General features: G+C 63.2%; 25 protein-coding genes. 12 read left to right on the top strand and 13 right to left on the bottom strand.

Features of this window, described 5'->3' with window-relative positions:
- Nucleotides 1-10: 10 nt before the first annotated feature.
- The 3 genes from ACT6Q8_RS08105 to folK all read right to left on the bottom strand — a co-directional run bounded on the left by ACT6Q8_RS08105 (nucleotide 11) and on the right by folK (nucleotide 3,260).
- On the bottom strand, nucleotides 11-2,224 hold the full coding sequence (locus ACT6Q8_RS08105) for a RelA/SpoT family protein (protein ID WP_444733147.1): 2,214 nt from the start codon (nucleotides 2,222-2,224) through the stop codon (nucleotides 11-13).
- Nucleotides 2,225-2,290: 66 nt separating this feature from the next.
- Nucleotides 2,291-2,677: a DNA-directed RNA polymerase subunit omega gene (rpoZ, locus tag ACT6Q8_RS08100; protein ID WP_054169598.1), complete on the bottom strand. Its 387-nt coding sequence runs from the start codon at nucleotides 2,675-2,677 to the stop codon at nucleotides 2,291-2,293.
- An 85-nt stretch (nucleotides 2,678-2,762) separates the two neighbouring features.
- Nucleotides 2,763-3,260: a 2-amino-4-hydroxy-6-hydroxymethyldihydropteridine diphosphokinase gene (gene folK / locus ACT6Q8_RS08095; protein WP_054169599.1), complete on the bottom strand. Its 498-nt coding sequence runs from the start codon at nucleotides 3,258-3,260 to the stop codon at nucleotides 2,763-2,765.
- Nucleotides 3,261-3,499: 239 nt separating this feature from the next.
- Between folK and ACT6Q8_RS08090 the strand changes: the two genes are divergently transcribed.
- Nucleotides 3,500-4,132 carry a LabA-like NYN domain-containing protein gene (locus tag ACT6Q8_RS08090; protein ID WP_054169600.1) on the top strand — a complete coding sequence of 211 codons (633 nt, stop codon included), beginning with the start codon at nucleotides 3,500-3,502 and terminating at the stop codon, nucleotides 4,130-4,132.
- Between the two features lie 87 nt (nucleotides 4,133-4,219).
- Here the strand turns inward: ACT6Q8_RS08090 and ACT6Q8_RS08085 are convergent, their stop codons facing one another.
- The 4 genes from ACT6Q8_RS08085 to ACT6Q8_RS08070 form a co-directional block, all read right to left on the bottom strand.
- Nucleotides 4,220-4,420, bottom strand: a complete 201-nt coding sequence (locus tag ACT6Q8_RS08085; protein WP_054169601.1) for a YdcH family protein — start codon at nucleotides 4,418-4,420, stop codon at nucleotides 4,220-4,222.
- Between the two features lie 106 nt (nucleotides 4,421-4,526).
- A complete protein-coding gene (locus tag ACT6Q8_RS08080) occupies nucleotides 4,527-5,093 on the bottom strand; it encodes an FKBP-type peptidyl-prolyl cis-trans isomerase (protein WP_054169602.1) in 567 nt (188 codons plus the stop codon).
- A 90-nt stretch (nucleotides 5,094-5,183) separates the two neighbouring features.
- A complete protein-coding gene (locus ACT6Q8_RS08075) occupies nucleotides 5,184-5,669 on the bottom strand; it encodes an FKBP-type peptidyl-prolyl cis-trans isomerase (RefSeq protein ID WP_444733146.1) in 486 nt (161 codons plus the stop codon).
- Entirely contained in the window at nucleotides 5,666-6,325 is a 660-nt protein-coding gene (locus ACT6Q8_RS08070) for a hypothetical protein (RefSeq protein ID WP_054169604.1), read from the bottom strand. Before ACT6Q8_RS08070 ends, ACT6Q8_RS08075 begins: the two co-directional genes overlap by 4 nt.
- Before the next feature lie 185 nt (nucleotides 6,326-6,510).
- On the opposite strand from ACT6Q8_RS08070, the gene ACT6Q8_RS08065 reads away from it, so the two are divergent.
- The 3 genes from ACT6Q8_RS08065 (at nucleotide 6,511) to ACT6Q8_RS08055 (ending at nucleotide 9,664) form a co-directional block, all read left to right on the top strand.
- The gene (locus ACT6Q8_RS08065; protein WP_444733145.1) at nucleotides 6,511-8,181 is read left to right on the top strand and encodes an NAD+ synthase; all 1,671 of its coding nucleotides are present in this window, start codon (nucleotides 6,511-6,513) and stop codon (nucleotides 8,179-8,181) included.
- Between the two features lie 202 nt (nucleotides 8,182-8,383).
- Entirely contained in the window at nucleotides 8,384-8,767 is a 384-nt protein-coding gene (locus ACT6Q8_RS08060) for a chemotaxis response regulator CheY (RefSeq protein ID WP_281262358.1), read from the top strand.
- A gap of 6 nt (nucleotides 8,768-8,773) precedes the next feature.
- Nucleotides 8,774-9,664: a protein phosphatase CheZ gene (locus ACT6Q8_RS08055; protein WP_444733144.1), complete on the top strand. Its 891-nt coding sequence runs from the start codon at nucleotides 8,774-8,776 to the stop codon at nucleotides 9,662-9,664.
- Nucleotides 9,665-9,673: 9 nt separating this feature from the next.
- Here ACT6Q8_RS08055 and ACT6Q8_RS08050 read toward each other — a convergent pair whose 3' ends face one another.
- Nucleotides 9,674-10,366 carry a helix-turn-helix transcriptional regulator gene (locus ACT6Q8_RS08050; RefSeq protein WP_054169607.1) on the bottom strand — a complete coding sequence of 231 codons (693 nt, stop codon included), beginning with the start codon at nucleotides 10,364-10,366 and terminating at the stop codon, nucleotides 9,674-9,676.
- 219 nt (nucleotides 10,367-10,585) lie between these two features.
- On the opposite strand from ACT6Q8_RS08050, the gene ACT6Q8_RS08045 reads away from it, so the two are divergent.
- Nucleotides 10,586-11,320, top strand: coding sequence for a glutathione S-transferase C-terminal domain-containing protein (locus tag ACT6Q8_RS08045; protein ID WP_444733143.1), 735 nt, complete (start codon nucleotides 10,586-10,588; stop codon nucleotides 11,318-11,320).
- Here ACT6Q8_RS08045 and mltG read toward each other — a convergent pair whose 3' ends face one another.
- The 5 genes from mltG to fabD form a co-directional block, all read right to left on the bottom strand.
- Nucleotides 11,321-12,331 carry an endolytic transglycosylase MltG gene (gene mltG, locus ACT6Q8_RS08040; RefSeq protein WP_444733142.1) on the bottom strand — a complete coding sequence of 337 codons (1,011 nt, stop codon included), beginning with the start codon at nucleotides 12,329-12,331 and terminating at the stop codon, nucleotides 11,321-11,323.
- An 8-nt stretch (nucleotides 12,332-12,339) separates the two neighbouring features.
- Nucleotides 12,340-13,605, bottom strand: coding sequence for a beta-ketoacyl-ACP synthase II (gene fabF / locus ACT6Q8_RS08035; protein ID WP_054169609.1), 1,266 nt, complete (start codon nucleotides 13,603-13,605; stop codon nucleotides 12,340-12,342).
- A 141-nt stretch (nucleotides 13,606-13,746) separates the two neighbouring features.
- Nucleotides 13,747-13,983, bottom strand: a complete 237-nt coding sequence (locus tag ACT6Q8_RS08030; protein ID WP_054169610.1) for an acyl carrier protein — start codon at nucleotides 13,981-13,983, stop codon at nucleotides 13,747-13,749.
- Nucleotides 13,984-14,194: 211 nt separating this feature from the next.
- A complete protein-coding gene (gene fabG / locus ACT6Q8_RS08025; protein WP_444733141.1) occupies nucleotides 14,195-14,935 on the bottom strand; it encodes a 3-oxoacyl-[acyl-carrier-protein] reductase in 741 nt (246 codons plus the stop codon).
- A gap of 27 nt (nucleotides 14,936-14,962) precedes the next feature.
- Nucleotides 14,963-15,898 (bottom strand): ACP S-malonyltransferase, encoded by a 936-nt coding sequence (gene fabD / locus ACT6Q8_RS08020; protein WP_444733140.1) that lies wholly within the window; start codon nucleotides 15,896-15,898, stop codon nucleotides 14,963-14,965.
- Nucleotides 15,899-16,197: 299 nt separating this feature from the next.
- Between fabD and ACT6Q8_RS08015 the strand changes: the two genes are divergently transcribed.
- From ACT6Q8_RS08015 to ACT6Q8_RS07985, 7 genes are all read left to right on the top strand, one after another.
- Nucleotides 16,198-17,010, top strand: a complete 813-nt coding sequence (locus ACT6Q8_RS08015; protein ID WP_444733139.1) for a hypothetical protein — start codon at nucleotides 16,198-16,200, stop codon at nucleotides 17,008-17,010.
- 79 nt (nucleotides 17,011-17,089) lie between these two features.
- Entirely contained in the window at nucleotides 17,090-17,866 is a 777-nt protein-coding gene (locus ACT6Q8_RS08010) for a hypothetical protein (protein WP_054169614.1), read from the top strand.
- A 198-nt stretch (nucleotides 17,867-18,064) separates the two neighbouring features.
- The gene (gene rpsF / locus ACT6Q8_RS08005) at nucleotides 18,065-18,532 is read left to right on the top strand and encodes a 30S ribosomal protein S6 (RefSeq protein ID WP_054169615.1); all 468 of its coding nucleotides are present in this window, start codon (nucleotides 18,065-18,067) and stop codon (nucleotides 18,530-18,532) included.
- The gene (gene rpsR, locus ACT6Q8_RS08000; RefSeq protein WP_054169616.1) at nucleotides 18,529-18,810 is read left to right on the top strand and encodes a 30S ribosomal protein S18; all 282 of its coding nucleotides are present in this window, start codon (nucleotides 18,529-18,531) and stop codon (nucleotides 18,808-18,810) included. Before rpsF ends, rpsR begins: the two co-directional genes overlap by 4 nt.
- A 15-nt stretch (nucleotides 18,811-18,825) precedes the next feature.
- Entirely contained in the window at nucleotides 18,826-19,380 is a 555-nt protein-coding gene (rplI, locus tag ACT6Q8_RS07995) for a 50S ribosomal protein L9 (protein ID WP_054169617.1), read from the top strand.
- 158 nt (nucleotides 19,381-19,538) lie between these two features.
- Entirely contained in the window at nucleotides 19,539-20,774 is a 1,236-nt protein-coding gene (locus ACT6Q8_RS07990) for a class I SAM-dependent methyltransferase (protein ID WP_444733138.1), read from the top strand.
- Nucleotides 20,775-20,816: 42 nt separating this feature from the next.
- Nucleotides 20,817-21,764 carry a glycosyltransferase family 92 protein gene (locus ACT6Q8_RS07985; RefSeq protein WP_444733137.1) on the top strand — a complete coding sequence of 316 codons (948 nt, stop codon included), beginning with the start codon at nucleotides 20,817-20,819 and terminating at the stop codon, nucleotides 21,762-21,764.
- The last annotated feature ends 80 nt before the right edge of the window (nucleotides 21,765-21,844 follow it).

Here is a 21,844-nt window from a genome sequence, read left to right as displayed (position 1 = left end):
AGATGGACAGTCAGCGGCCACGTTCGACCGAATGGATCACCGGAGTGGCCCGCAACGCCGCCATGATGTTGGTCAGATGCTTGACGTCCTTCACGTCCACATCGATCAGCATCTCGAAATAGTCGTTCGTGCGGTTGGTTATCTTCAGGTTGGTGATGTTGCCGCCATTCTTGCCGATGACCGTGGACAAGGTGCCCAACGCCCCCGTCTCATTCGCCACCACCACTGACAGGCGCCCCACCAGATCGTTGGGCGTGTCGGCATCCGGGTCCCAGGAGACGTCGATCCAGCGTTCCGGGCTGTCGTGAAAGCTTTCCAGGGTCTCACAGTCGATTGTATGGATGGTCACGCCCTTGCCCGTGGTGACGATACCGACGATGCGGTCACCCACGATCGGGTGACAGCAGCGGGCATAATGAACCGCCATACCGGGGATCAGCCCCCGGATGGCCAGCGGCGTGGTGCCCTTGCCCCTCGTGGCCGGCTTCGGCTTGGTGGCGATGGCCACCACCTTCTCGTCCGCCACAACGGGATTGACGTTGCGGTGACCGGGGAAGATGGAGTTGAAGACATCTCGCTGGCCCTCGGTACCGGCACCGATGGCGGCCAGCAGGTCATCCACACTGGGCTGCTGATAAATCTTCAGAACGCCGTCGAAGGCCTTTTCCGAATATTCATAGCCTTCCTGCTTGAACAGCCGCTCCATCAGGCCGCGGCCAAGCTTGATATGCTCGCCCCGCTGCTGGGTGCGGATGAAGCGGCGGATGCGGGCGCGGGCCTTGCCGGTGATGACGAAGTTTTCCCAGTCCGGCGAGGGCGAGGAATTCTTTGAGGTCAGCACCTCCACCTGGTCGCCATTCTGCAAATGGCTGCGCAGCGGCTGCATGCGGCCATTGATCTTGGCACCGACACAGGTGTCGCCCACCTGGCTGTGGACGGCATAGGCGAAATCGACGGGCGTGGCCCCACGCGGCAGGGCGATCAGGTCGCCCTTGGGCGTAAAGCAGAAGACCTGATCCTGGAACAGCTCCAGCTTGGTATGTTCCAGGAACTCTTCCGGCCGCGTCGCATGCTCCAGAATGTCGAGCAGTTCACGCAGCCAGCGATATTGCCGCCCCTCGGTCTTGGGCTGCGCCGCCTCGGGCGCGCCCTGCTTGTAGGACCAGTGGGCGGCGACGCCCATATCGGCCACTTCATGCATGTCGCGGGTGCGGATCTGCACCTCGATGCGCTGCTTTTCCGGGCCGATGACGGTGGTGTGGATCGACTGATAGCCGTTGGGCTTGGGCGTGGAGATGTAATCCTTGAACCGCCCCGGCACGACCGGGTAGCGAGCATGGATGATGCCCAGTGCCTGATAGCATTCGCCCAGCGTGTCGACCACGATGCGGAAGGCCATCACGTCGGAAAGCTGTTCGAACGCCACATTCTTGGCGTGCATCTTGCGCCAGATCGAATAGGGCGATTTCAGGCGCCCATAGATCTCGGCATTGGCGACCGCCGATTCGTTGTTGAAACGGACAGTCTTGTCCAACTCCTCGATGATGCGATCAACGCGGGCCTTGCCCGTGGATTGCAGATCATCCAGGCGGATGCGGATGCTGTCATAGGCGTCCGGGTTCAATTCCTTGAACGCCAGATCCTCCAACTCGTCCTTCCAGCGCTGGATACCGATGCGTTCGGCCAGCGGGACATAGATTTCCAGCGTCTCGCGCGCGATGCGGCGGCGCTTCTCCGGCTTCAGGAACTGAATCGTCCCCATATTGTGCAGCCGGTCGGCCAGCTTCACCAGAAGGACGCGGATATCCTCCGACATGGCCAGCACCAGCTTGCGGAAATTCTCCGCCTGCTTGGTGCTTTCGCTCTGCTCACCGATATTCTGCAGCTCGATACGCGACAGCTTGGTGACGCCATCGACCAGACGCGCGACCTCCGGCCCGAACAGACGCTGGATTTCCTCCAGCGTCGTCAGGGTGTCTTCGACCGTGTCGTGCAGCAGTGCGGTGATAATGCTGTTGGCGTCGAGCTTCAGCTCGGTCAACAGCCAAGCCACCCAGATCGGGTGGACATAATAGGGATCGCCACTGGCCCGCGTCTGCGAGCCATGCGCCTTCATCGTGAAGACGTAGGCGCGGTTGAGCGCGTCTTCATCGGCGTTGGGGTCGTACCCCATCACGCGCTCAACCAGCTCGTACTGGCGGATGATCTTGGTCTGGCGGCTCATGCTACACCGCCAATCCGGGTCTTATCGCGCCAACACGGGCCTTCCATTTGCACGATCCCGTTGGCTTTACATGTCCTCGTCGGCCAGATCGGCCGAGCCGACATCACCTTCGGAGAAGTCCATCTCCCCGCCCAGCTCGTCCTCGGCCTCGGCACGGGCGGCATCGGCACCCCAGGCGGTCTCGCCGGCCATCAGCTCGACAATCTCTTCCTCGGGCTCATCCTGCTCCGGCACGCGCTGGTGACCCTTGATCAGGCTGTTCTTCAGGTGATCCAGCACCACCGTCTCATCCGCGATTTCGCGCAAAGCGACGACGGGGTTCTTGTCATTGTCCCGGTCGATCGACAGCGGCGAACCGGAAGCGATATCACGGGCGCGCTGGGCAGCCATCATCACCAGTTCGAAACGGTTCGGAATCTTCAGGACGCAATCTTCAACGGTAACGCGGGCCATATCCAGATACTCTCCAGCGACGGATAAGCTTTGATTTATAGGGGGCTGTATTCCGCATTGCAAGGACGCCCGCCCTTCGCGGAAATCATTCCAGCCCCGACAGCGGGCGGATGGCCTGATCCGGGGGCAAGGCGGCGATCAGATCACCGATGCCGCGACCGTCGGCGGGATGGGTCCAGTCTGGCGCCACATCAGCCAGGGGTAGAAGGACAAAGGCGCGATCCGCCATACGCGGGTGCGGCAGAATGGGCGGGCCGGCATCAACCATACGCTTGTAATCGATCAGATCGAGATCCAGAACCCGCGCCTCGTTCCGCTCGCGCCGCACCCGCCCGAATTCCTGTTCCACCTGATGCAGGCGATCCAGCAGGGCGGCGGCGTCCAGATCACACTCGACCCGCGCCACGGCATTCACGAACCAGGGCTGGTCAGAAACCGGCACAGGTGCGGTTTCGTAGAACCGCGAGAGGGTGGCAACGGTGATTCCCATGGAGTCGAGCCGGGCCAAGGCCTTTCGGCAGATATCCAGGGGTTTGCCCAGACCGGGAACATGGAGATTGGAGCCGACGGCAATGAAAATCACGGGTGTTTTCCTGGAAATCGCAAGGGCCACACCCTATCTCGATAGATGCAGTGTTACGGCGCTTGCTGCCAACCATGTGATGGCATACCGTGCCGGAAATCATCCGTCACCTGCCGTGTGGTCCAGGCACCTTAGATTGGTGCAATGGCGTCACGGTACCCGGCTTGCCCTTCCCGGTGGGGCGTCCGGTGCAAATATTCCGGGGTAAACCATTTTTGACAACGTGATTAGAGGAAGCAATGGCACGCAAGATATTTTACCAGCAAGAACGGCTGGCAATGTTCATCGATGGCGCCAATCTGTATGCAGCGGCGCGATCCCTGGGTTTCGACATCGATTACAAGCGATTGCTGGAACTTTTCGCGGCTGAGGGCCGGCTAATCCGCGCCTTCTACTACACCGCCTTGGTCGAAGATCAGGAATATTCGCCGATCCGTCCGCTGGTCGACTGGCTGGACTATAACGGCTACACCATGGTCACCAAGCCGACCAAGGAATTCACCGACGCGTCGGGCCGGCGCAAGATCAAAGGCAACATGGATATCGAACTCGCCATCGACGTGATGGAGATGGCGGACCATGTCGACCATATCCTGCTGTTCTCCGGCGATGGCGATTTCCGCAGGCTGGTGGAAGCGGTGCAGCGCAAGGGCGTGCGCGTCACGGTGATCAGCACGGTGCGGTCCACCCCGCCGATGGTTGCCGACGAGTTGCGCCGTCAAGCCGACAATTTCCTGGAACTCCAGGATCTGGCCAACTCCATCCAGCGCAGCCATTCCAACCGGTACCAGCAGCCCCCGCTGGCCCATGAACATTCCGGCACCGACGATCACGCGGTGCAGCCTGACCATCATACGGAACAGGGCGAGTAAACAACGCCCCCGTCCGACATTGACAAAGGCCGCAGCGGTTGTCCGCTGCGGCCTTTTTTCATGGCATTGAGCACCGGTCAGGCGGCATCAGGCGATGATGTCGGGCACCATCTGGCTTTCCAGACGGGCAATCATGTCCTTGAGCAGAAGCTTGCGCTTCTTCAGACGCTGGATCTGAAGCTGGTCAACGGGGAACTGCTCCGTCAGCCGCTGGATGATATCATCCATGTCGCGATGCTCTGTCTTCAGAGCCGCGAGTTTTTCTTTCAAAACGAGCTGGTCGGTCATTGGGTTCCGCGTCGCACACCTTGTCCCAGGCGCTGCAACGCCCGGCGCATCCATACCACAAATCGCATCCCCTGTGGGGCACGCAATTTTCGTAAACGTGGGTTGGTCAGCGAATGGTACCGGGCTTGGCCAGTAGATTGGTGGTGTCCGGCTTGCGGATGCCCAGCAGTTCAACCGTGAACAACAGGGTCGCATTGGGCGGGATGCCGCCATCGGGCTGCCCGCGCAGGCCATAGCCCAGATTGCCAGGCACGGCCAGTTCCCACTGCTCCCCCACCCGCATCATGACCAACGCTTCCTGCCAGCCGCGCACCAGCCGGTTCACGGGGAAGGTAGCGGGACGGCCCCGACCGTAGGAACTGTCGAATTCCTTGCCGTCGATCAGCACGCCCCGGTAATTCACCGTCACCTCGTCCGACAGAAGCGGGCGCGGCGGATTGCCGGCCACACGGCGGACGACGCGATATTGCAGGCCGGACGGCGTAACCTGCCAGCCGGGCTTCTTCTGATTTTCCACCAGATACTGCAATTGCGGATCGACACGCGGCATCGACAGCACATCATTGACGCCCCCCGCCGGCGGCGCTGCCGGCGCCTGCTGCGCACCGGCCGGGGCGGCCAGCGCCAGGGTCAGGGCGATCAGAGAGGCGGCATTCTTCAGGCGGCCGGTCATGTCAACGCTCCGCATTGCACAGGATAAGGGAGAGACAGCGGGTTACCATGGATCGGGCTGCGGGTCACGCAATGCGTGCCCCTGCCCGCCCTATAATCCGCTGCTGAGCTTGGGCTTCACAAAACCCAACACCTCGATCGTGAAGAACAGGTTGGCATTGGCCGGCACCTTGCCACTGGCAGAACCGGACGGGCCATAGCCGGCGCTGGCCGGGATAGCCAATTCCCAGACATCGCCCTTGCGCATCAGCGGCAGCACCTGCTTCCAACCGGGAATGGCGCGGGTCAGCATCAGCTGCGCCGGCTGCCCCATCTCGCGCGTATCCTCAAACACCTTCCCGCTTTCCAGCCGGCCCTGATAATGCAGGGTGGCGGTGGAGACCAGCGGGACCAGCGGCCCGGTGGCCGGACCCGATTTCACGATGCGATAGCGCGTGGGGCCATTGGTCACGGCCTGCCAGTCAGGACCCAGTTTTGCCAGGAACGCCTGTTCAGCGCTGCTCAACACCTGTGCCCGCGCGGTGGTGGGCAGCAGGATGGCCGGCAGTGCGGCCAGCAACAGCTCGCGACGTTTCATTTCGGCGCCCTTTCCTTCGCCGCCTTCTCCTTGTCGGCCTGGAAGGCGGGCGGCATGCGACCTTCCATCGGGTCCAGCGTCATGACCGAGAGGCCGGCGGGCGGCGTGAACAGGGCCGGGTCCTGGGGCCCACGCCGGATATCCGTCAGGGTCATGGCGATGCTGGCCGCCCCCTCCCCGCCGGTCCTTCCCTCCATCTTTACATAGATGCCGTCGCGGGTGGCCCAGACGCGGCCATCGAATCCGGCGCCATCGGGCGTGATGTCCTGCACCCGGTAACGGGTCACAGTCTCGCCGGACAGGGTTTCGTTGCCCTCCCTGGTACCCGACAGCTGCGCAATGCTGCTGGCCACCATCCCGACCTCCGGATCGGTCAAAGGCAGCTTCATGCCCATGTTGCTTTCGGGTTGCACCACCAGCGCCTCACCCTGATCGGGACGGATGATCAGCAGGTTGTTCAGGCCATCCACCCGGCTTTCCCGGCGTTCCAGCCCCTTATCATGGAAGATGCGGGCCGACAGGGCCACGCCATCCACGGTCAGATTCTGGGAAGCGGAGAAGGCGGCAGCGGGGACCGGCAGCTTTTCCGCCCAGGCCGGCATGGCGGTGAGCAACAGGCCGAGCCCTAGCAGGGCCGAACGGGAAAGGGCCATCATCAGGCTCCACAAGGATTCGTTGGCGGCACGTTACGGATGCCGGGACAGCGCCGCAAGCCGGGAGAAGCAAGGCCGCCATGCCCACACCGCCACCGGAGGGCGGCTTGACCCCTTATACTCAGCAAGAGCATATGAAGAGCGAACCACGCCGCATCCAGGCAGAAGTTCCGGCAGGACAAGGTATCATGACCGATCAATTGACCATCGCGCTGGCCCAGATCAACCCCACCGTGGGTTCCCTGGACCATAATGCTGCCCTGATCCGCGCCGCCCGTGCCGAGGCCGCCACCGCCGGTGCCGACCTTGTCGTCTATCCCGAACTTTCCATCTGCGGCTATCCGCCCGAAGATCTGGTGCTGAAGCCCTTCTTCCTGGACAAGGTCGAGGATGCAGTGCGCGCGCTGGCGTTGGAAACCGCCGATGGCGGCCCAGCCCTGCTGGTTGGCGCCCCCTGGCGTGTTGATGGGCACCGGCACAATGCCGCCCTGCTGCTGGATGGTGGCGCCATCGCGGCGGTGCGGTTGAAGCATGACCTGCCCAATTACGGCCCCTTCGATGAAAAGCGGGTTTTCACCGCAGGCCCCCTGCCCGGCCCTGTCAATTTCCGGGGCGTACGGCTGGGTGTGCTGATCTGTGAGGATATGTGGAAGCCCGACGTGGCCGAGACCTTGGCAGAGACGGGCGCCGAACTGCTTGTCGTTCCCAATGGCAGCCCGTTTGAGATCGACAAGGCCGACCGCCGTCTGGAACTGGCCGTATCGCGCGTGGTGGAGACGGGTCTGCCCTTGATCTACCTGAATCAGGTCGGCGGTCAGGATGAGCTGGTTTTTGACGGCGCGTCCTTCGTGCTGAACCGCGACCGGTCGCTGGTGGCGCAATTGCCGGCCTTTGCCAGCCGCGTCGCCATCACGCGCTGGGTACGCGGTGCCGATGGCTGGACGGGGGCGTCGGACGAAAAGGTGGCGCCGCCGGATGCGCTGGGCGCGCTGTACGGTGCCATGGTGCTGGGCCTGCGTGACTATGTGGGCAAGAACCGGTTTCCAGGCGTCATTCTGGGCATGTCGGGCGGCATCGATTCGGCCATTTCCGCCGCCGTGGCCGTCGATGCGCTGGGAGCCGACAAGGTCCATTGCGTGATGATGCCCAGCCCCTATACCAGCCAGGATAGCCTGGATGATGCCGCTGAATGTGCCGGCCTGCTGGGTTGCCGCATCGACACCATCTCCATCCGTCCGGCCATGGATGCGTTCGCAGAGATGCTGGCCCCGTCCTTCGCAGATACCAAGCCCGACATTACGGAAGAGAATCTGCAAAGCCGGTCGCGCGGCCTGACCCTGATGGCCCTGTCGAACAAGTTTGGCAGCATGGTCCTGTCCACGGGCAACAAGTCGGAAATGTCCGTTGGCTATGCCACGCTGTATGGCGACATGTGCGGCGGGTACAATGTGCTGAAGGATGTCTACAAGACGACCGTCTACAAGCTGTCGCACTGGCGCAATCAGAACCACCCGGAGGGGGTGATGGGGCCGGCAGGCCGGGTGATTCCCGAACGGATCATCACCAAGGCCCCGACGGCAGAGCTTAAGCCCGATCAGAAGGACCAGGACACGCTGCCTGAATATCCAGTGCTGGACGACATCCTGGAATGCCTGGTCGAGCGCGACCTTTCGTTGCACGACATCGTGGCGCGCGGGCATGACGCAGAAACGGTGAACCGGGTCTGGCGCATGCTGGACCGGGCCGAATATAAGCGCCGTCAGGCGCCGCCGGGCGTGAAGATCACCTCGCGCAGCTTTGGCCGCGACCGCCGCTATCCCATCACCAGCGGGCTTCTGTCCCTGGTTCGTGGTGCATAAGCATAGATTGCCGGGGGTCATGGCTTGACAAGCCAGGGACTGCCTACCAAAGTGCGGCGCTGTAACCCGGAGCGGGGTGAACTTGATTGGCTTGCGAGGCCGGATCGGGTAACCTGAAAGGGTAGTCGGCGCCCGTTATGGACGCCGGGCAAATATTCGGTAGATTTCCTTTGGTGCAACACGTTCAGGTGGGGGTTCCGCAGTGTCCTTGAACATTCAGGTGCTGGTTGTCGACGATTACGCGACGATGCGGCGTATCATCAGGAACCTGCTCACCCAGATCGGGTTCACGAAGATCGATGAAGCCGCCGATGGTGCGGAAGCGCTGTCAAAGCTGCGTTCTGCAGCCTTTGGTCTGGTGATTTCCGACTGGAACATGGAGCCGATGACCGGCCTGCAGCTTCTGAAGGAAGTGCGCGCCGATGTCCGTCTGAAGGCCACGCCTTTCATCATGGTGACCGCCGAATCGAAGACGGAAAACGTCATCGCGGCCAAGGAAGCCGGCGTGAATAACTACATCGTCAAGCCCTTCAACGCTGATACGCTGAAGAAGAAGATCGAAAGCGTTCTGGGCGCTCTGGGCTGATCCGCCGTGTCCGAACCGATCTTCGATCTGTCCGATCAGGATTACGACGAGATCGAGGACGCGTTGATGTCCAGTCCGCGCGGTCGCGCCTTTCTGCGCGCCCGCGACCGGCGTAATCGGGTGGTGGCGGTGGACGATGTCCGCCGCCTTATCCGCGATCAGCGTGATCACCCGGAAGTTGACCCGAAATCACACATCAAGGTTCTGCGGCGTGAGCTGCAGGACCTTTCTTCGCATATAGCGGAGACGCGGCGTGAAATCGCCGCTCTGAAGCCCGACGACCCGTCAGCCGACCGCATCATGCGCGCGACGGAGGAGTTGGACGCCATCCTGCAATCCACCGAGCACGCGACGACCGAAATTCTGAACGGGTCGGAACGTATCCAGTCGGTGGCCGACCGGTTGCGCAAAGATCGCCCTGACCTTGCCCAAACCCTGGACAATGAAGTCACGGAGATCATGACGGCCTGTTCGTTCCAGGACATCACGGGCCAGCGCATGACCAAGGTGGTGAATACCTTGCGTTATATTGAGCGTCGCGTGCATGCCATGATCCAGATCTGGGGTCTGGAGAATCTGGACGCGGACGAGATGGCGGCGGCCCTTGCCGATGAACCCAAGGATACACGCCCCGACGCCCATCTGATGAACGGGCCTTCCCTGAAAGGCGCCATCAATCAGGATGCGGTCGACATGTTGCTGACCGGCGCTGCGGCGGCACGCGCCGCCGGCGCCGACCCGCTGGCGCCGCAGCCGGTTGCTGCCACCTCGGCGGCTGTCCCGGCTTCCCCACCCCCTCCCCCGGCGGCAAAGCCCGCTGCGAAGGCGGTGGAGGATGAACCGGCCAGCAGCGGCCCTGCCCTGTCGCAGTCTGCTGTGGACGATTTGTTCCCGTAACCGACGGGATCAGCAGTTTTCCCCCCGATCCAGGCTTTTGCGCCAGCGTGCCCGCAATGTTGCGGGGCGTTCCGGATAGCGTTCGCCCGTGAATTCCGCCCTGACCACGCGGTCGGTGCGGAAATGCCGGAAGTCGGCCCGCATCTCGCACCAGGCGGCCAGCGTGCGGGCATTGTCGAAATAGGCGATCAGGACGGGCCAGACCGACCGTACCGTTTCCCGCCCCTGCTCATCGCGGTAGGTGAGATAGAGCCGGTGCCCGGCATGGATGGCGGCGCGCAGGGCCACCATGTCAATCGTATCCTCAACGGCGCGCAGGCGCGGTGGGGCAACACTGGCCGGGCGCTGCACCACGGGGCGCAGATCCTCTGGCACCGCCGCCTCGATCTTGGCCATCAGATCGGCGGCGGCCCGCGCCAGGACGGGATCGCCATGGCGCGACACCCATTGCGCGCCCAGCATCGCCACTTCGATCTCGTCCGGTGTCAGCATCAGGGGCGGCATATCGAACCCGCCCTCCAGCATATAGCCGACCCCGGCCTCCCCCCGGATGGGCACACGCTGCCCGATCAGGGTGGCGATGTCGCGGTAGATGGAGCGTTTAGAGGTTTCCAGTTCCGCCGCGATGGCATCCGCCGTGATCGGGCGCGGGGCGCGGCGCAGAATCTGGATGATCTGAAACAACCGATCCGCACGCCGCATTATGTCATCTCCCTCAGTCGCCGGGCGGGCGCATCCGCGCCCTTGGCTCACGGCGCATGAGCGCCGGGCTGGCAGTCGCCAGCCTCCAAACCGTCAAGGGTAAACCCTTGACGGTTTGGCAATCTCTGCCCTTCTGTCAGGATGCTGACAGTAGGGTGGCAGCAGGGGTGCTGTAAACCATCCCCATCACAGCAACCGACGCGACGATGGAGCACCCCGATGATCAAGCTGCATGCTTTCGGCCCCGCCTTCAGCCTTCCCGAACCCAGCCCCTATGTCACCAAGACGGAAGTGCAACTGCGCATGGCGGGGCTGGCTTTCGAGAAGGTGAAGGGCGATCTGGAGAATACGCCCAAGCACAAGCTGCCGATCATCGAGGATAATGGCGTGATCGTTGCCGACAGCACCTTCATCCGCGCTCATATCGAACGCACGCGCGGCATCGACCTGGACGAAGGCCTGACGGTGCGGCAGCGGGCGGAAGCCTGGGCCATCGAGCGCATGCTGGAGGATCATTTCTGCTGGACGCTGGTTCATGAGCGCTGGATGGATGAGGGCAATTTCCAGAAGGGCCCCGCCCAGTTCTTTCAGGCCGCCCCCGAACATCTGCGCGCCAGCATCATCAAGGATGTGCGGGCGCGGGTGGCCGCCAACATGCATGCCCACGGCATCGGCCGGCACAGCGATGCCGAACGGCTGGAACTGGCCAACCGGTCATTAGCGGCGCTGGCGGCCCTGCTGGGGGACAAGCCCTTCCTGATGGGCGACCGTCCCACCGGTGTCGATGCCTTTGCCTTCGCAGTCCTTGCCGGTGCACTGGCGCCGCTGTTCGACACGCCGCTGCGCAGCGCTGTGGAAGCGCATGGCGCCTTCACCCCCTATGTGCAGCGCATGGCGGCGCGGTTCTATCCTGACCATGCCTGGTGGTGGAGGCAGGTCCGGCAGGCGGCGTGATCAATCCCCATCCCGCACCCGCCGCCATTTCACGACGTTGCGGTTATGCTCTTCCAGCGTTTCCGCAAAGGCGTGCCCGCCGGTGCCGTCGGCCACAAAGTAGAGATATTTGTGCGTTTCCGGTTTCAGCACGGCCTGCAAGGACAGCAGGCCGGGATTGGCGATGGGGCCGGGAGGCAGGCCCGGAACGACATAGGTGTTGTAAGGGCTTTCCAGCTTCCAGTCGGCGCGGGTCAGGTCACGGTCGATCTGTCCACGCCGGTCCGACAGGGCATAGATGATGGTCGGGTCGGATTGCAGGCGCATGCCGATGCGCAGGCGGTTCACGAACACGCCCGCCACACGGGGCCGCTCGGACGCCACACCCGTCTCCTTCTCCACGATGGAGGCCAGGATCACGGCCTCCTGCTTGGATTTGAGCGGCAGGTTGGGGTCGCGGTCGGCCCAGAGCCGGTCCAGCGCCTTTTCCATATCATCCGACATGCGCGACAGGATGTCGGCGCGGGCATCGTCGCGCAGATATTGATAGGTTTCGGGCAGAAGGGTGCCATCGGCGGGTATGTCGGTGACATCACCCGACAGCGCCTGTTCGTTGCGCAGCCGTTCAACGATCTGCCAGCTGGTCAGGCCTTCCGGCACTGTCACGCGGTGGACGATGACCTTGCCGGAGATGATCAGGTCCAGCGCATCCTTCACGCTGATCCCAGCAGGGAAGAGATATTCCCCCGCCCGCAGTCTGGCCCCATCACCGCGCAGGCGTGAGGCGATGACGAGTTCCAGAGGGTGCCCCACCACGCCGGCATCGACGAGACGCTGGGCAATGCCCTGCACGCCCGTGCCGCGCGGAATGACCACGGGAGTATCGGCGGTCAGCGGACCCGGCCCCACATAGCGCTGCCAGCCCAGCCAGGCGCCACCGGCACAAGCCGCCACAATGACAAAAAGCGACGCCGCCGTCGGCAGGAGCCAACGGCGGCGCGGTTTCGTCTGGTTTTCCGGCGTCTCGCTCACGCTGGTGATCAGGACACAGCCTTGAACACCAGCGAGGCGTTGGTGCCGCCAAAGCCGAAGCTGTTGGACAGGGCGGCGCGGACCTTGCGTTCCTTTGCCACCTTCGGCACCAGATCGGCGCCTGCCGTGCCTTCGTCCGGGTTATCCAGGTTCAGGGTCGGGGGAACGATCTGATCGCGGATCGACAGGACGGAATAGATGGCTTCCACCGCACCGGCGGCCCCCAGCAGGTGACCGATGGCCGATTTGGTCGAGGACATGGAGGCACCGGCCAGATCGTTGCCGAACAGACGCTTCACAGCCCCCAGTTCGATCATGTCGCCCAGCGGCGTGGAGGTGCCGTGCGCGTTGATATAGTCGATATCGCCGGGGTTCAGGCCCGCCCGCTTCATGGCCATGCGCATGGAACGGAAGCCACCATTGCCATCTTCCGACGGCGAGGTGATGTGATAGGCATCGCCCGACAGGCCATAACCGATCACTTCGGCGTAAATCTTGGCCCCACGCTTCTTGGCGTGTTCCAACTCCTCCAGAACCACGACGCCGGCCCCTTCGCCCATGACGAAACCGTCGCGGTCCTTGTCATAGGGGCGGCTGCCGCGTTCGGGCGTGTCGTTGAAGCCGGTGGACAGCGCGCGGGCGGCGGCAAAGCCGGCAATGCCCAGACGCGAACAGGCCCCTTCGGCACCACCGGCAACCATGACGTCGGCATCGTCCAGCGCGATCATGCGCGCGGCATCGCCGATGGAATGGGCACCCGTGGAGCAGGCCGTGACCACAGCGTGGTTCGGGCCCTTGTAGCCATGGTTGATGGAGATATGGCCCGACGCCAGATTGATCAGGCAGGAGGGGATGAAGAAGGGCGAAACGCGGCGGGGACCCTTTTCGGCCAGCACCAGCGACGTTTCATAAATGCCGGGCAGGCCACCGATACCGGAGCCCACGGACACGCCCGTGCGTTCGAATTCCTCGTCATTGGACGGCTTCCAGCCGCTGTCCTTGATGGCTTCCTCTGCCGCCGCGATGGCGAACATGATGAAGTCATCCATCTTCTTCTGTTCCTTGGGCGGAATGAAGAGATCGAGGTTCAGCGTGCCGTCGCTGCCGTCACCGCGCGGCACCTGGCCCGCGATGCGACAGGGAAGATCGGAGACATCGAAGCCCTGGATGGTGCGAATGCCCGACTGACCTTTGATCAGCCGATCCCAGTTGGTTTGCACCCCGACCCCGAGCGGAGTCACGAGACCCATACCGGTGATAACGACGCGGCGCATGTATCCGACCTTAAGAAGTGAAGACGATAACCGGAACGGCCAAGGCCGCTGCCCGGGTAAACATGGTGCAGAGCAAGGAGGATTGCCAGGACCAGGGGCGGCCACGCATGGCCGCCCCCCGCCCTTGTCCCACCTTCGCTATCAGTCCTTGGCGGAGCTGATGAAGGAAATGGCGTCCTTGACGGTCAGGATCTTCTCAGCGGCGTCGTCCGGGATCTCGATGCCGAACTCTTCCTCGAAGGCCATGACCAGCTCGACGGTGTCCAGGCTGTCGGCGCCCAGATCGTCGATGAAGCTGGCTTCGTCGGTGACCTTGGCCTCGTCGACGCCCAGGTGCTCGACAACGATCTTCTTCACGCGTTCAGCAACATCGCTCATTTATTTGACCTTTCAGGATCTTCCGGTGGGACCGGCCGGAGCCGGTTGTTAAGGGCCATCGCGGGAAACGAACAAGCAGTCTCCTTGCCCGGCCCGCGACGCCGGTCAGGAAAGAGCCGTCATCTAACATGAACAGCGGCCCCTGACCAGCATTCGCAGCAAGTGGTGCCGAGGGAGCCTTTTCGAAAGCCCCCGAACGGCACCGCCCGCATCAGATCATCGCCATGCCGCCATTCACATGCAGCGTCTGACCCGTCACATAAGCAGCCTCACTGGAGGCCAGATACAGCACGGCGGCGGCGATATCATCAGGAGTGCCCAGACGGCCAGCCGGAATACGGCTGTTCATCGCTTCCTTCTGGGCGTCGTTCAGCACGTCGGTCATGGCGGTGGCGATCATGCCGGGCGCCACCGTATTCACGGTGATGCCGCGCGTCGCCACTTCCTGGGCCAGCGCCTTGGACATGCCGATCATGCCGGCCTTGGAGGCGGCATAGTTGACTTGCCCCGGATTGCCGGTAACACCGACCACCGAGGTGATGCCGATGATGCGGCCCCAGCGGCGCTTCATCATGCCCTTCACGGCGGCGCGCGACAGCCGGAAACCGGCGGTCAGGTTGACATTAATGACGCTGTCCCAGTCATCATCCTTCATGCGCAGGATCAGGCCATCGCGCGTCAGGCCGGCATTGTTGACCAGGATATCGACGGCACCGCCCAGGGCGGCCTCGGCCTTCTTGAACAGTTCCTCCACCTGCGCCGGATCGGACAGGTTGGCGGGCACCACGACGGCATTATCCCCCAGTTCAGCGGCCAGCGCGTCCAGCGCCTCTACCTTGGTGCCGTGCAGGGCGACCTTGGCGCCCTTGGCATGCAGGGTGCGGGCGATGGCAGCACCAATGCCGCCCGATGCACCCGTGACCAGGGCCGTCTTGCCGCTCAGGTCGAACATGGAAAACCTCCAGAGATAAAAAGCGGATCAGGCCAGGGAGAATGCGTCGATATCGGCGGGCAGACCGACGGAACTGGCGACCAGTTCCTTGTCGATGCGCTTCACCAGGCCGGCCAGAACCTTGCCGGCGCCCAGTTCCACCAGTTCCGTCACGCCCTGTTCCTTCATGAACAGCACGCTTTCACGCCAGCGCACAGCACCCGTGACCTGTTCCACCAGCAGACGGCGGATGGTTTCCGGGTCGGTGATGGCCGACGCGGTGACATTGGCGACCAGCGGGGCCACCGGCGACACGATGGCAGTACCGGCCAGCGCCTCTGCCATGGTGTCGGCGGCGGGCTGCATCAGCGGGCAATGGAAGGGGGCGGACACGGGCAGCAGCATGGCACGCTTGAAACCGCGTTCCGCCGCGATCTTGATGGCCCGCTCCACGGCTTGCCTGTGCCCCGACACCACCACCTGACCGGGGGCATTGTCGTTGGCGGCGGTGCAGACCTGGCCCTGGGCTGCCTCTGCCGCGATCTCACGCGCCGCATCCAGATCGGCACCCAGGATGGCGGCCATGGCGCCCACACCCACCGGCACAGCCTTCTGCATCGACTGTCCGCGCAGCTTCAGCAGGCGGGCCGTGTCGCCCAGGGTGATGGCGCCGGCGGCACACAAGGCCGAATATTCACCCAGGCTGTGCCCTGCCACAAAGGCGGCCTTGGACAGGTCCAGGCCCTTCTCGGCCTGCAACACGCGGGTAACGGCAACCGACACCGCCATCAAGGCAGGCTGGGCATTCTCTGTGAGGGTCAGGTCATCACCGGGCCCGTCAAACATCAGGGCCGAGAGCTTCTGGCCCAGGGCCTCATCCACTTCGGCAAAGGTATCGCGGGCGATGGCGAACCGCTCGGCCAGCTCACGGCCCATGCCGACGGCCTGGCTGCCCTGACCGGGAAAGACGAATGCGCGGGTCATAGATAGGTCCTGCAATAAATCATGTGCGGCCTTGATACAGCGGCAAATGGCCCTGTCAAGCCATCCGGTCCCGCAGAACAAGCGCAGAAGCCCGTGACGATTACGGAAGGTGACACTAAGCCGATGGAAATACTGACAGCGCCGGACCTCATCCACTTCGCCCTGCAGTTTGCATCATTGGCCCCTTCCCTACGCTGGAATGCGGTTCTGGATGGTACCGCTCGACTCCGTTGAGTGTCCTTTGCGGCGAGGGGCAATGGGCTTACACTGCTTGCCAACCACAAGTCGGGACCCGCCCCATGGCAAGCCCGCGTCGCCACCCGGTCCTGTTGCTGCCCATCCTGGCGCTGTCGCTGGCCCTGGCCTGTGTCTGGGCGCCCGCAAAGGCGCTGGATGAGGAGATCGGGCCGGAAGGGGCGCCGCGCATTACCCTGATGGTGCCGCTGACACCGCTTCTGGTGGACGAATATCAACAATTGCTGCCGGCGGTGCGCCGCTGGCTGGCCCATGTCGCGGACCGCAGCGGAATGCGGATGCGCATGCAGCCCGGCAGTTTCAACCGGCGCCTGGCGGAGATCACCCGATATCCCGACAGTTGCACCCTGGGCATGGCGCGCCTTCCGGAGCGGGAAAAGCTTACAAACTGGTTGAGCGTGATCCGCCGTGACCGGGTGATCTTCATCGCGCAGAGCGGTGATCCGTTCCAGGGCGGGATGGCCGACCTGCTGCGGGAGGCCGACAACCGCATCGCCGCACCATCCGGTCTTTACCGCCCCATTCTGGAAAATCAGGGTGTGCGTTACGCGCCGGTGGACGATCAGCGCGCGCTGGCCCGGATGGTGGCGCTGGGCCGCATCCGGTTTGGCATCGTCCTGGCCGGCACATTGGAGTCGCCCGACATCCGACCGTTAGGGCTGCGCACCGTCGCGGAAATGGAGCCGCTGGAATATTGGTTCACCTGCAGCCGCGAACTGCCGGCCAGCCTGACCCTGCGCCTTGCCCAGGTGCTGCGGGGGACGGAGGCGGAGGCGCTGCGCCGGGTGGCCCTTGGTGACGCACAGCAGCCCAGCCAAGAGGCACCGTTCAACAATGACGGACCGCCCACACAGTAGCCCCGGCGCTGTGACAAGCGGTCTTTGCCGGTAACCGCAGGTGACGTATAGTGGCGCCTGTCGTTCAACGGGGTGCTGCATGGCGACCCTTAACCGCATCGTCCGGTTCCTGTGCGTCGGCATCGTCGTGCTGATGGCGCCCATGTGTGCGGCGGCAGGTGAAATTGCCAGTTATGGCGCCGCCGACGATCCTCCGGTGTCGGTAATGATCTCCATCGCGCCAACCACCGTCGACGCAATGGGCACACCCCGTCCCGCCCTGGGCCGCTGGCTGGCCCATATCGCGGAGAAGGCGCGAATCCATCTGTCGCTGCGGGCACTGACCAATGACCAGCGGCTGGACGAGGTGATGCGGCAGCCTGACGGATGCTCGCTTGGCTATGCCCGGCTGCCCGCCCGGGAAAAGGATGTGCATTGGTTGATGGAGGTGAAGCGGGACCGGATGGTGTTCGTGGGACGGCAGGATGACCTGTTCGGCGGCAACCTGTCTGACTTTCTGCGGCTGGCCGATGGCAAGCTGGGCGCGCCCAGCGGCATCTACCGCACCGTCCTGGAGAACCGGAACATCCGGCATATTGCCGTGGACGACCAGCGGCAGCTGGCCCATATGGTGGTGGATGGCACGCTGCGTTTCGGGCTGCTGATCGGTGGTTCGATGAACACGCCGGAGATCAAGGCCCTGCCCCTGCGTATCGTGGCCGAACTGCCGGAACTGGGCTTCTGGTTCGCCTGTTCACAGGCGATGCCGCAGCCCGTGGTGACCCGCATCGCGCAGACGCTGAAGACACCGGCGTCGCAGCAGCTTCACCGCGAGGCGTTGAGCAATCTGCTGCCGGGCATCGCGGCAAGCCTTTAGGAGCCCCATGCGGCAGGGTCACCCCGCCCATGCCGGGCCAGAGCCGCACCGGGCCTTGCGTGTACCCGCCCATTCTGTATAGTGCGCGCCTTCCGAAACCCCGCCGGTGCTTTGCCAAGGCGCCGGCTAGGACCGTGCGGCTGATCCAGAACCCGTTCTGGCCACAGCGGCGGACCATCAATAGCCATGGGGAGTTATATGGCACTGTATGAAACCATCCTGATTTTCCGTCAGGACATCTCCTCGACTCAGGTTGAAACCCTGACCGAGACCTTCAGCAACATCCTGAAGGAACAAGGCGGCTCCGTCGTCAAGACCGAGCAGTGGGGTCTGAAGACCCTGACCTACCGGATCAAGAAGAACCGCAAGGGTCATTACGTCTATCTCGGCCTGGACGCCTCTGCGGCGGCCGTTGCCGAAATGGAGCGTAACCTGTCGATCAACGAAGACGTGCTGCGCGTCATGACCGTCAAGGTCGAGAAGATCGAAGAAGGCCAGACCGCCATGCTCGCCAACAAGGGCGAGCGCGCGGAGCGTGGCCCCCGCGGTGGCTTCGGCGACCGTGGCCCGCGTCGTGAATTCGGCGACCGTGGTCCGCGCGAGGGCGGCTTCAGCCGTGGCCCGCGTCGTGACGCCGCCGTTGAAGGTGAAGGAGATCGCGCATGACCACCGAACGTCCCCAGGGCGCTCCCACGGGTGGCGCTCCCCGCTCCGGCGGTGGCCGTCGTCCGTTCTTCCGTCGCCGGAAGACCTGCCCGTTCTCCGGCCCGAACGCGCCGGTGATCGATTATAAGGACATCAAGCTGCTGTCCCGGTTCATCTCCGAGCGTGGCAAGATCGTCCCGTCCCGTATCACCGCCGTTTCGGCGAAGAAGCAGCGTGAGCTGGCCCGTGCTATCAAGCGCGCCCGCTTCCTGGCTCTTCTGCCCTACGTCGTCAAGTAAGCCAGGAGAAAAGACATGGACGTCATTCTGCTGGAACGCGTCGAAAAGCTGGGTCAGCTCGGTCAGGTGGTCAAGGTGAAGCCGGGCTATGCCCGTAACTTCCTGCTGCCGAAGAAGAAGGCCCTCCGTGCAACCAAGGAAAACCTCGCCTATTTCGAAGGCCAGAAGGCGCAGATCGAAGCGCGCAATCTGGAACTGAAGAAAGAAGCCGAGGTTGTGGCCAAGAAGGTCGATGGCGTTGCCGTCGTCGTCGTTCGTCAGGCTGCCGAGTCCGGCGTGCTGTACGGTTCGGTCACCTCGCGCGATATCGCCGAGGCCGTGACCGCAACCGGCACCACGATCGCTCGCGCTCAGGTCGCCATTGCCGATCCGATCAAGACCCTGGGCCTGTTCAAGGTCAAGGTTGTTCTGCACCCGGAAGTGGCCGTGAGCGTCACCGTGAACGTGGCTCGTTCGGTCGAAGAAGCCGCCGTCCAGGCCGCCCGTGGCGGTATGGTCGTCGGTAACGACCAGGACGACGAGGACGAGACGGTTGAAGAGACCGAAGCCACCGAGGAGACCGAGGCCTGATCAAGGCCCCGGACGCCGCATGGAAACATCCGGCACCTCAGGTAGCGATAAAGGGCGGTTCCTTTCGGGGGACCGCCCTTTTTCTTTTGGCCATCTTTGCGGCGATCCGCAGCGTGACTACATCTCCAAGACGTATCAGCGGCTTGGGGTATACCGACATGCTGTTGTTCCGTTTTCTTCGCTCCATCATCCGCCAGGGCAGCCTGACCGTCGTCGACGCGCGCGGCCAGCCCCATCATTTCGGTTCGGAAACCGATGGTATAAGGCCTGTCAGGATACGGCTGACCGATCCTGCCCTGGAATGGAAGCTGGGCCTGCATCCCGGCCTTTATGCCGGCGAGGCCTATATGGATGGCACGCTGCAGATGGTGGATGGCAGTCTGTACGACTTCATCGAGTTGGTGACCCGCAATGCCGGGTTCGGTCATATGGGTCCCGCCGGCGCCTTTGCACAGCGGATCGGGGCGAGGATGCAGCGCTTCATCCAGCAGCGCAACCCGCTGGACCGGTCCCGGCGGAACGTGGCCCATCATTACGATCTGTCGCGGCAATTCTACGATCTGTTCCTGGATGCCGACCGCCAATATTCCTGCGCCTACTTCCCCCGACCGGGCATGAGCCTGGATCAGGCGCAGGAGGCCAAGAAGCGGCATATCGCGGCCAAGCTGCTGCTGAAACCCGGCCTTCGCGTCCTGGATATCGGCTGCGGCTGGGGCGGCATGGCCCTGACACTGGCAAAGCTGGCCGATATACAGGTCACGGGCATAACCCTGTCCAAGGAACAACTGGCCGTGGCGCGGGAACGGGCGGACGCGGCGGGCCTGTCGGACCGGGTGCGGTTCGAACTGTGTGATTACCGTGAACTGCCGGGGCGGTTCGACCGGATCGTCAGCGTCGGCATGTTCGAACATGTCGGCGTCCCGCAATATCCCACCTTCTTCGCGCGGGTGCACGACCTGTTGACCGATGACGGGGTGGCCCTACTGCATGCCATCGGGCGGTCAGAGGGGCCGGGCACCACCAATCCCTGGATTCGCAAATATATCTTCCCCGGCGGTTACTCTCCCGCCCTGTCGGAGGTGACGCCGGCGGTAGAGAGGGCGGGCCTGTGGCTGACCGACATGGAAATCTGGCGCCTGCATTATGCCGAAACCCTGCGGCACTGGCGTGAACGGTTCCTGGCGCGGCGGGAGCAGGCGAAAGCGCTCTATGACGAACGCTTCTGCCGCATGTGGGAGTTTTATCTGGTGGGGGCGGAATGTGCCTTCCGTTACCAGGGTCATATGGTGTTCCAGATGCAGTTGGCCCGCGATATCGGGGCAGTGCCGCTGGCCCGTGATTATATGTTGGTCGATGAAAAGCGGAATGCCCATAACCAGACACGGGCGGCCTGAGCGCATGCCGGTGGACCGTCATGCCGGTTGGAGAAATGTTCCATGCCGCTAAATCCGCCTGTATCAGCCATCGGCCCCCTCTATCTCTGCACCATCGTCCGCGACGAAGAAGACGGTCTGGCGGAATGGATCGCCTATCACCACCTGATCGGCGTCGACCATTTCGTCATCTATTACAATGGTAGCACGGACGGTACGGCCACCCTCTTGGACCGGTTTGCCGCTGCCGGCATCGTCACACGGATCGACTGGCCCGACCGTCCGCCGCCCCAGTGGCTGACCTATGGCGGCATGCTGCGGCTGCTGGATGCGGTTCCTGATCCGCGCACGGCGTCATGGGACAGCCTTGGCGCGCTCGGCCCCCAAATCAGCGCCTATAATGACGCCTTGTCCCGGTTTGGTGACCGGACGGCCTGGATGCTGTTCATCGATGCCGATGAATTCCTGCTGCTGCCCGAAGATGGTCACCTCAACCGTTTTGTGGATCGCTTCCCCAGCCCGGATATCGGGGCCATCGGTCTCCACTGGCGCTATTTCGGGTCAGCGGGGCAGATTGAGCCGGATGGACGGCTGGTGGTTGAACGTTTTACCCGCTGCGCTGAAGCGGCGTTTCCCGGTCATGCCCATATCAAGACCTTGGCACGCCCGGTCGCCCTGGACCGGATGGCTGTTCATGCCGAAATGTTACGGCCTGGGTACAGCTACGTGAATGGTTGCGGGATTGCGTTCACCCCCCGGCACTTGGCCTTCAACGACCCGATCTCCCATCGATACAGTCAGCTAAACCACTATTCAGTAAAGTCCCGGGCCGAGTTTGAGCGTAAGCGCGCCAAGGGCAACGCAACGCTGGGCAGTCGCCATCCCCAGGGGGCGATTGAAGCCGAGTATTTCAAGCACCAAGACCTGAATGACGCTGAGGATCGGCGATTGGCCATGTGGGCGGCGACCGTGCGCGATCATGCGGCCCGGCTGCTCTCCGGCCCACCCTGAAGATACCCACAGCTTATCCACAGGTTTCATCCCCTGCCATTCTGGACCCGTACCCGCCTGATCAGGTGACGCCGACAAAA

Origin of the sequence: Niveispirillum sp., assembly GCF_052437035.1 — a bacterium.
In the GTDB taxonomy this organism is placed as follows: Bacteria; Pseudomonadota; Alphaproteobacteria; order Azospirillales; family Azospirillaceae; genus Niveispirillum.
This window is presented reverse-complemented; position numbering and strand designations above follow the sequence as displayed.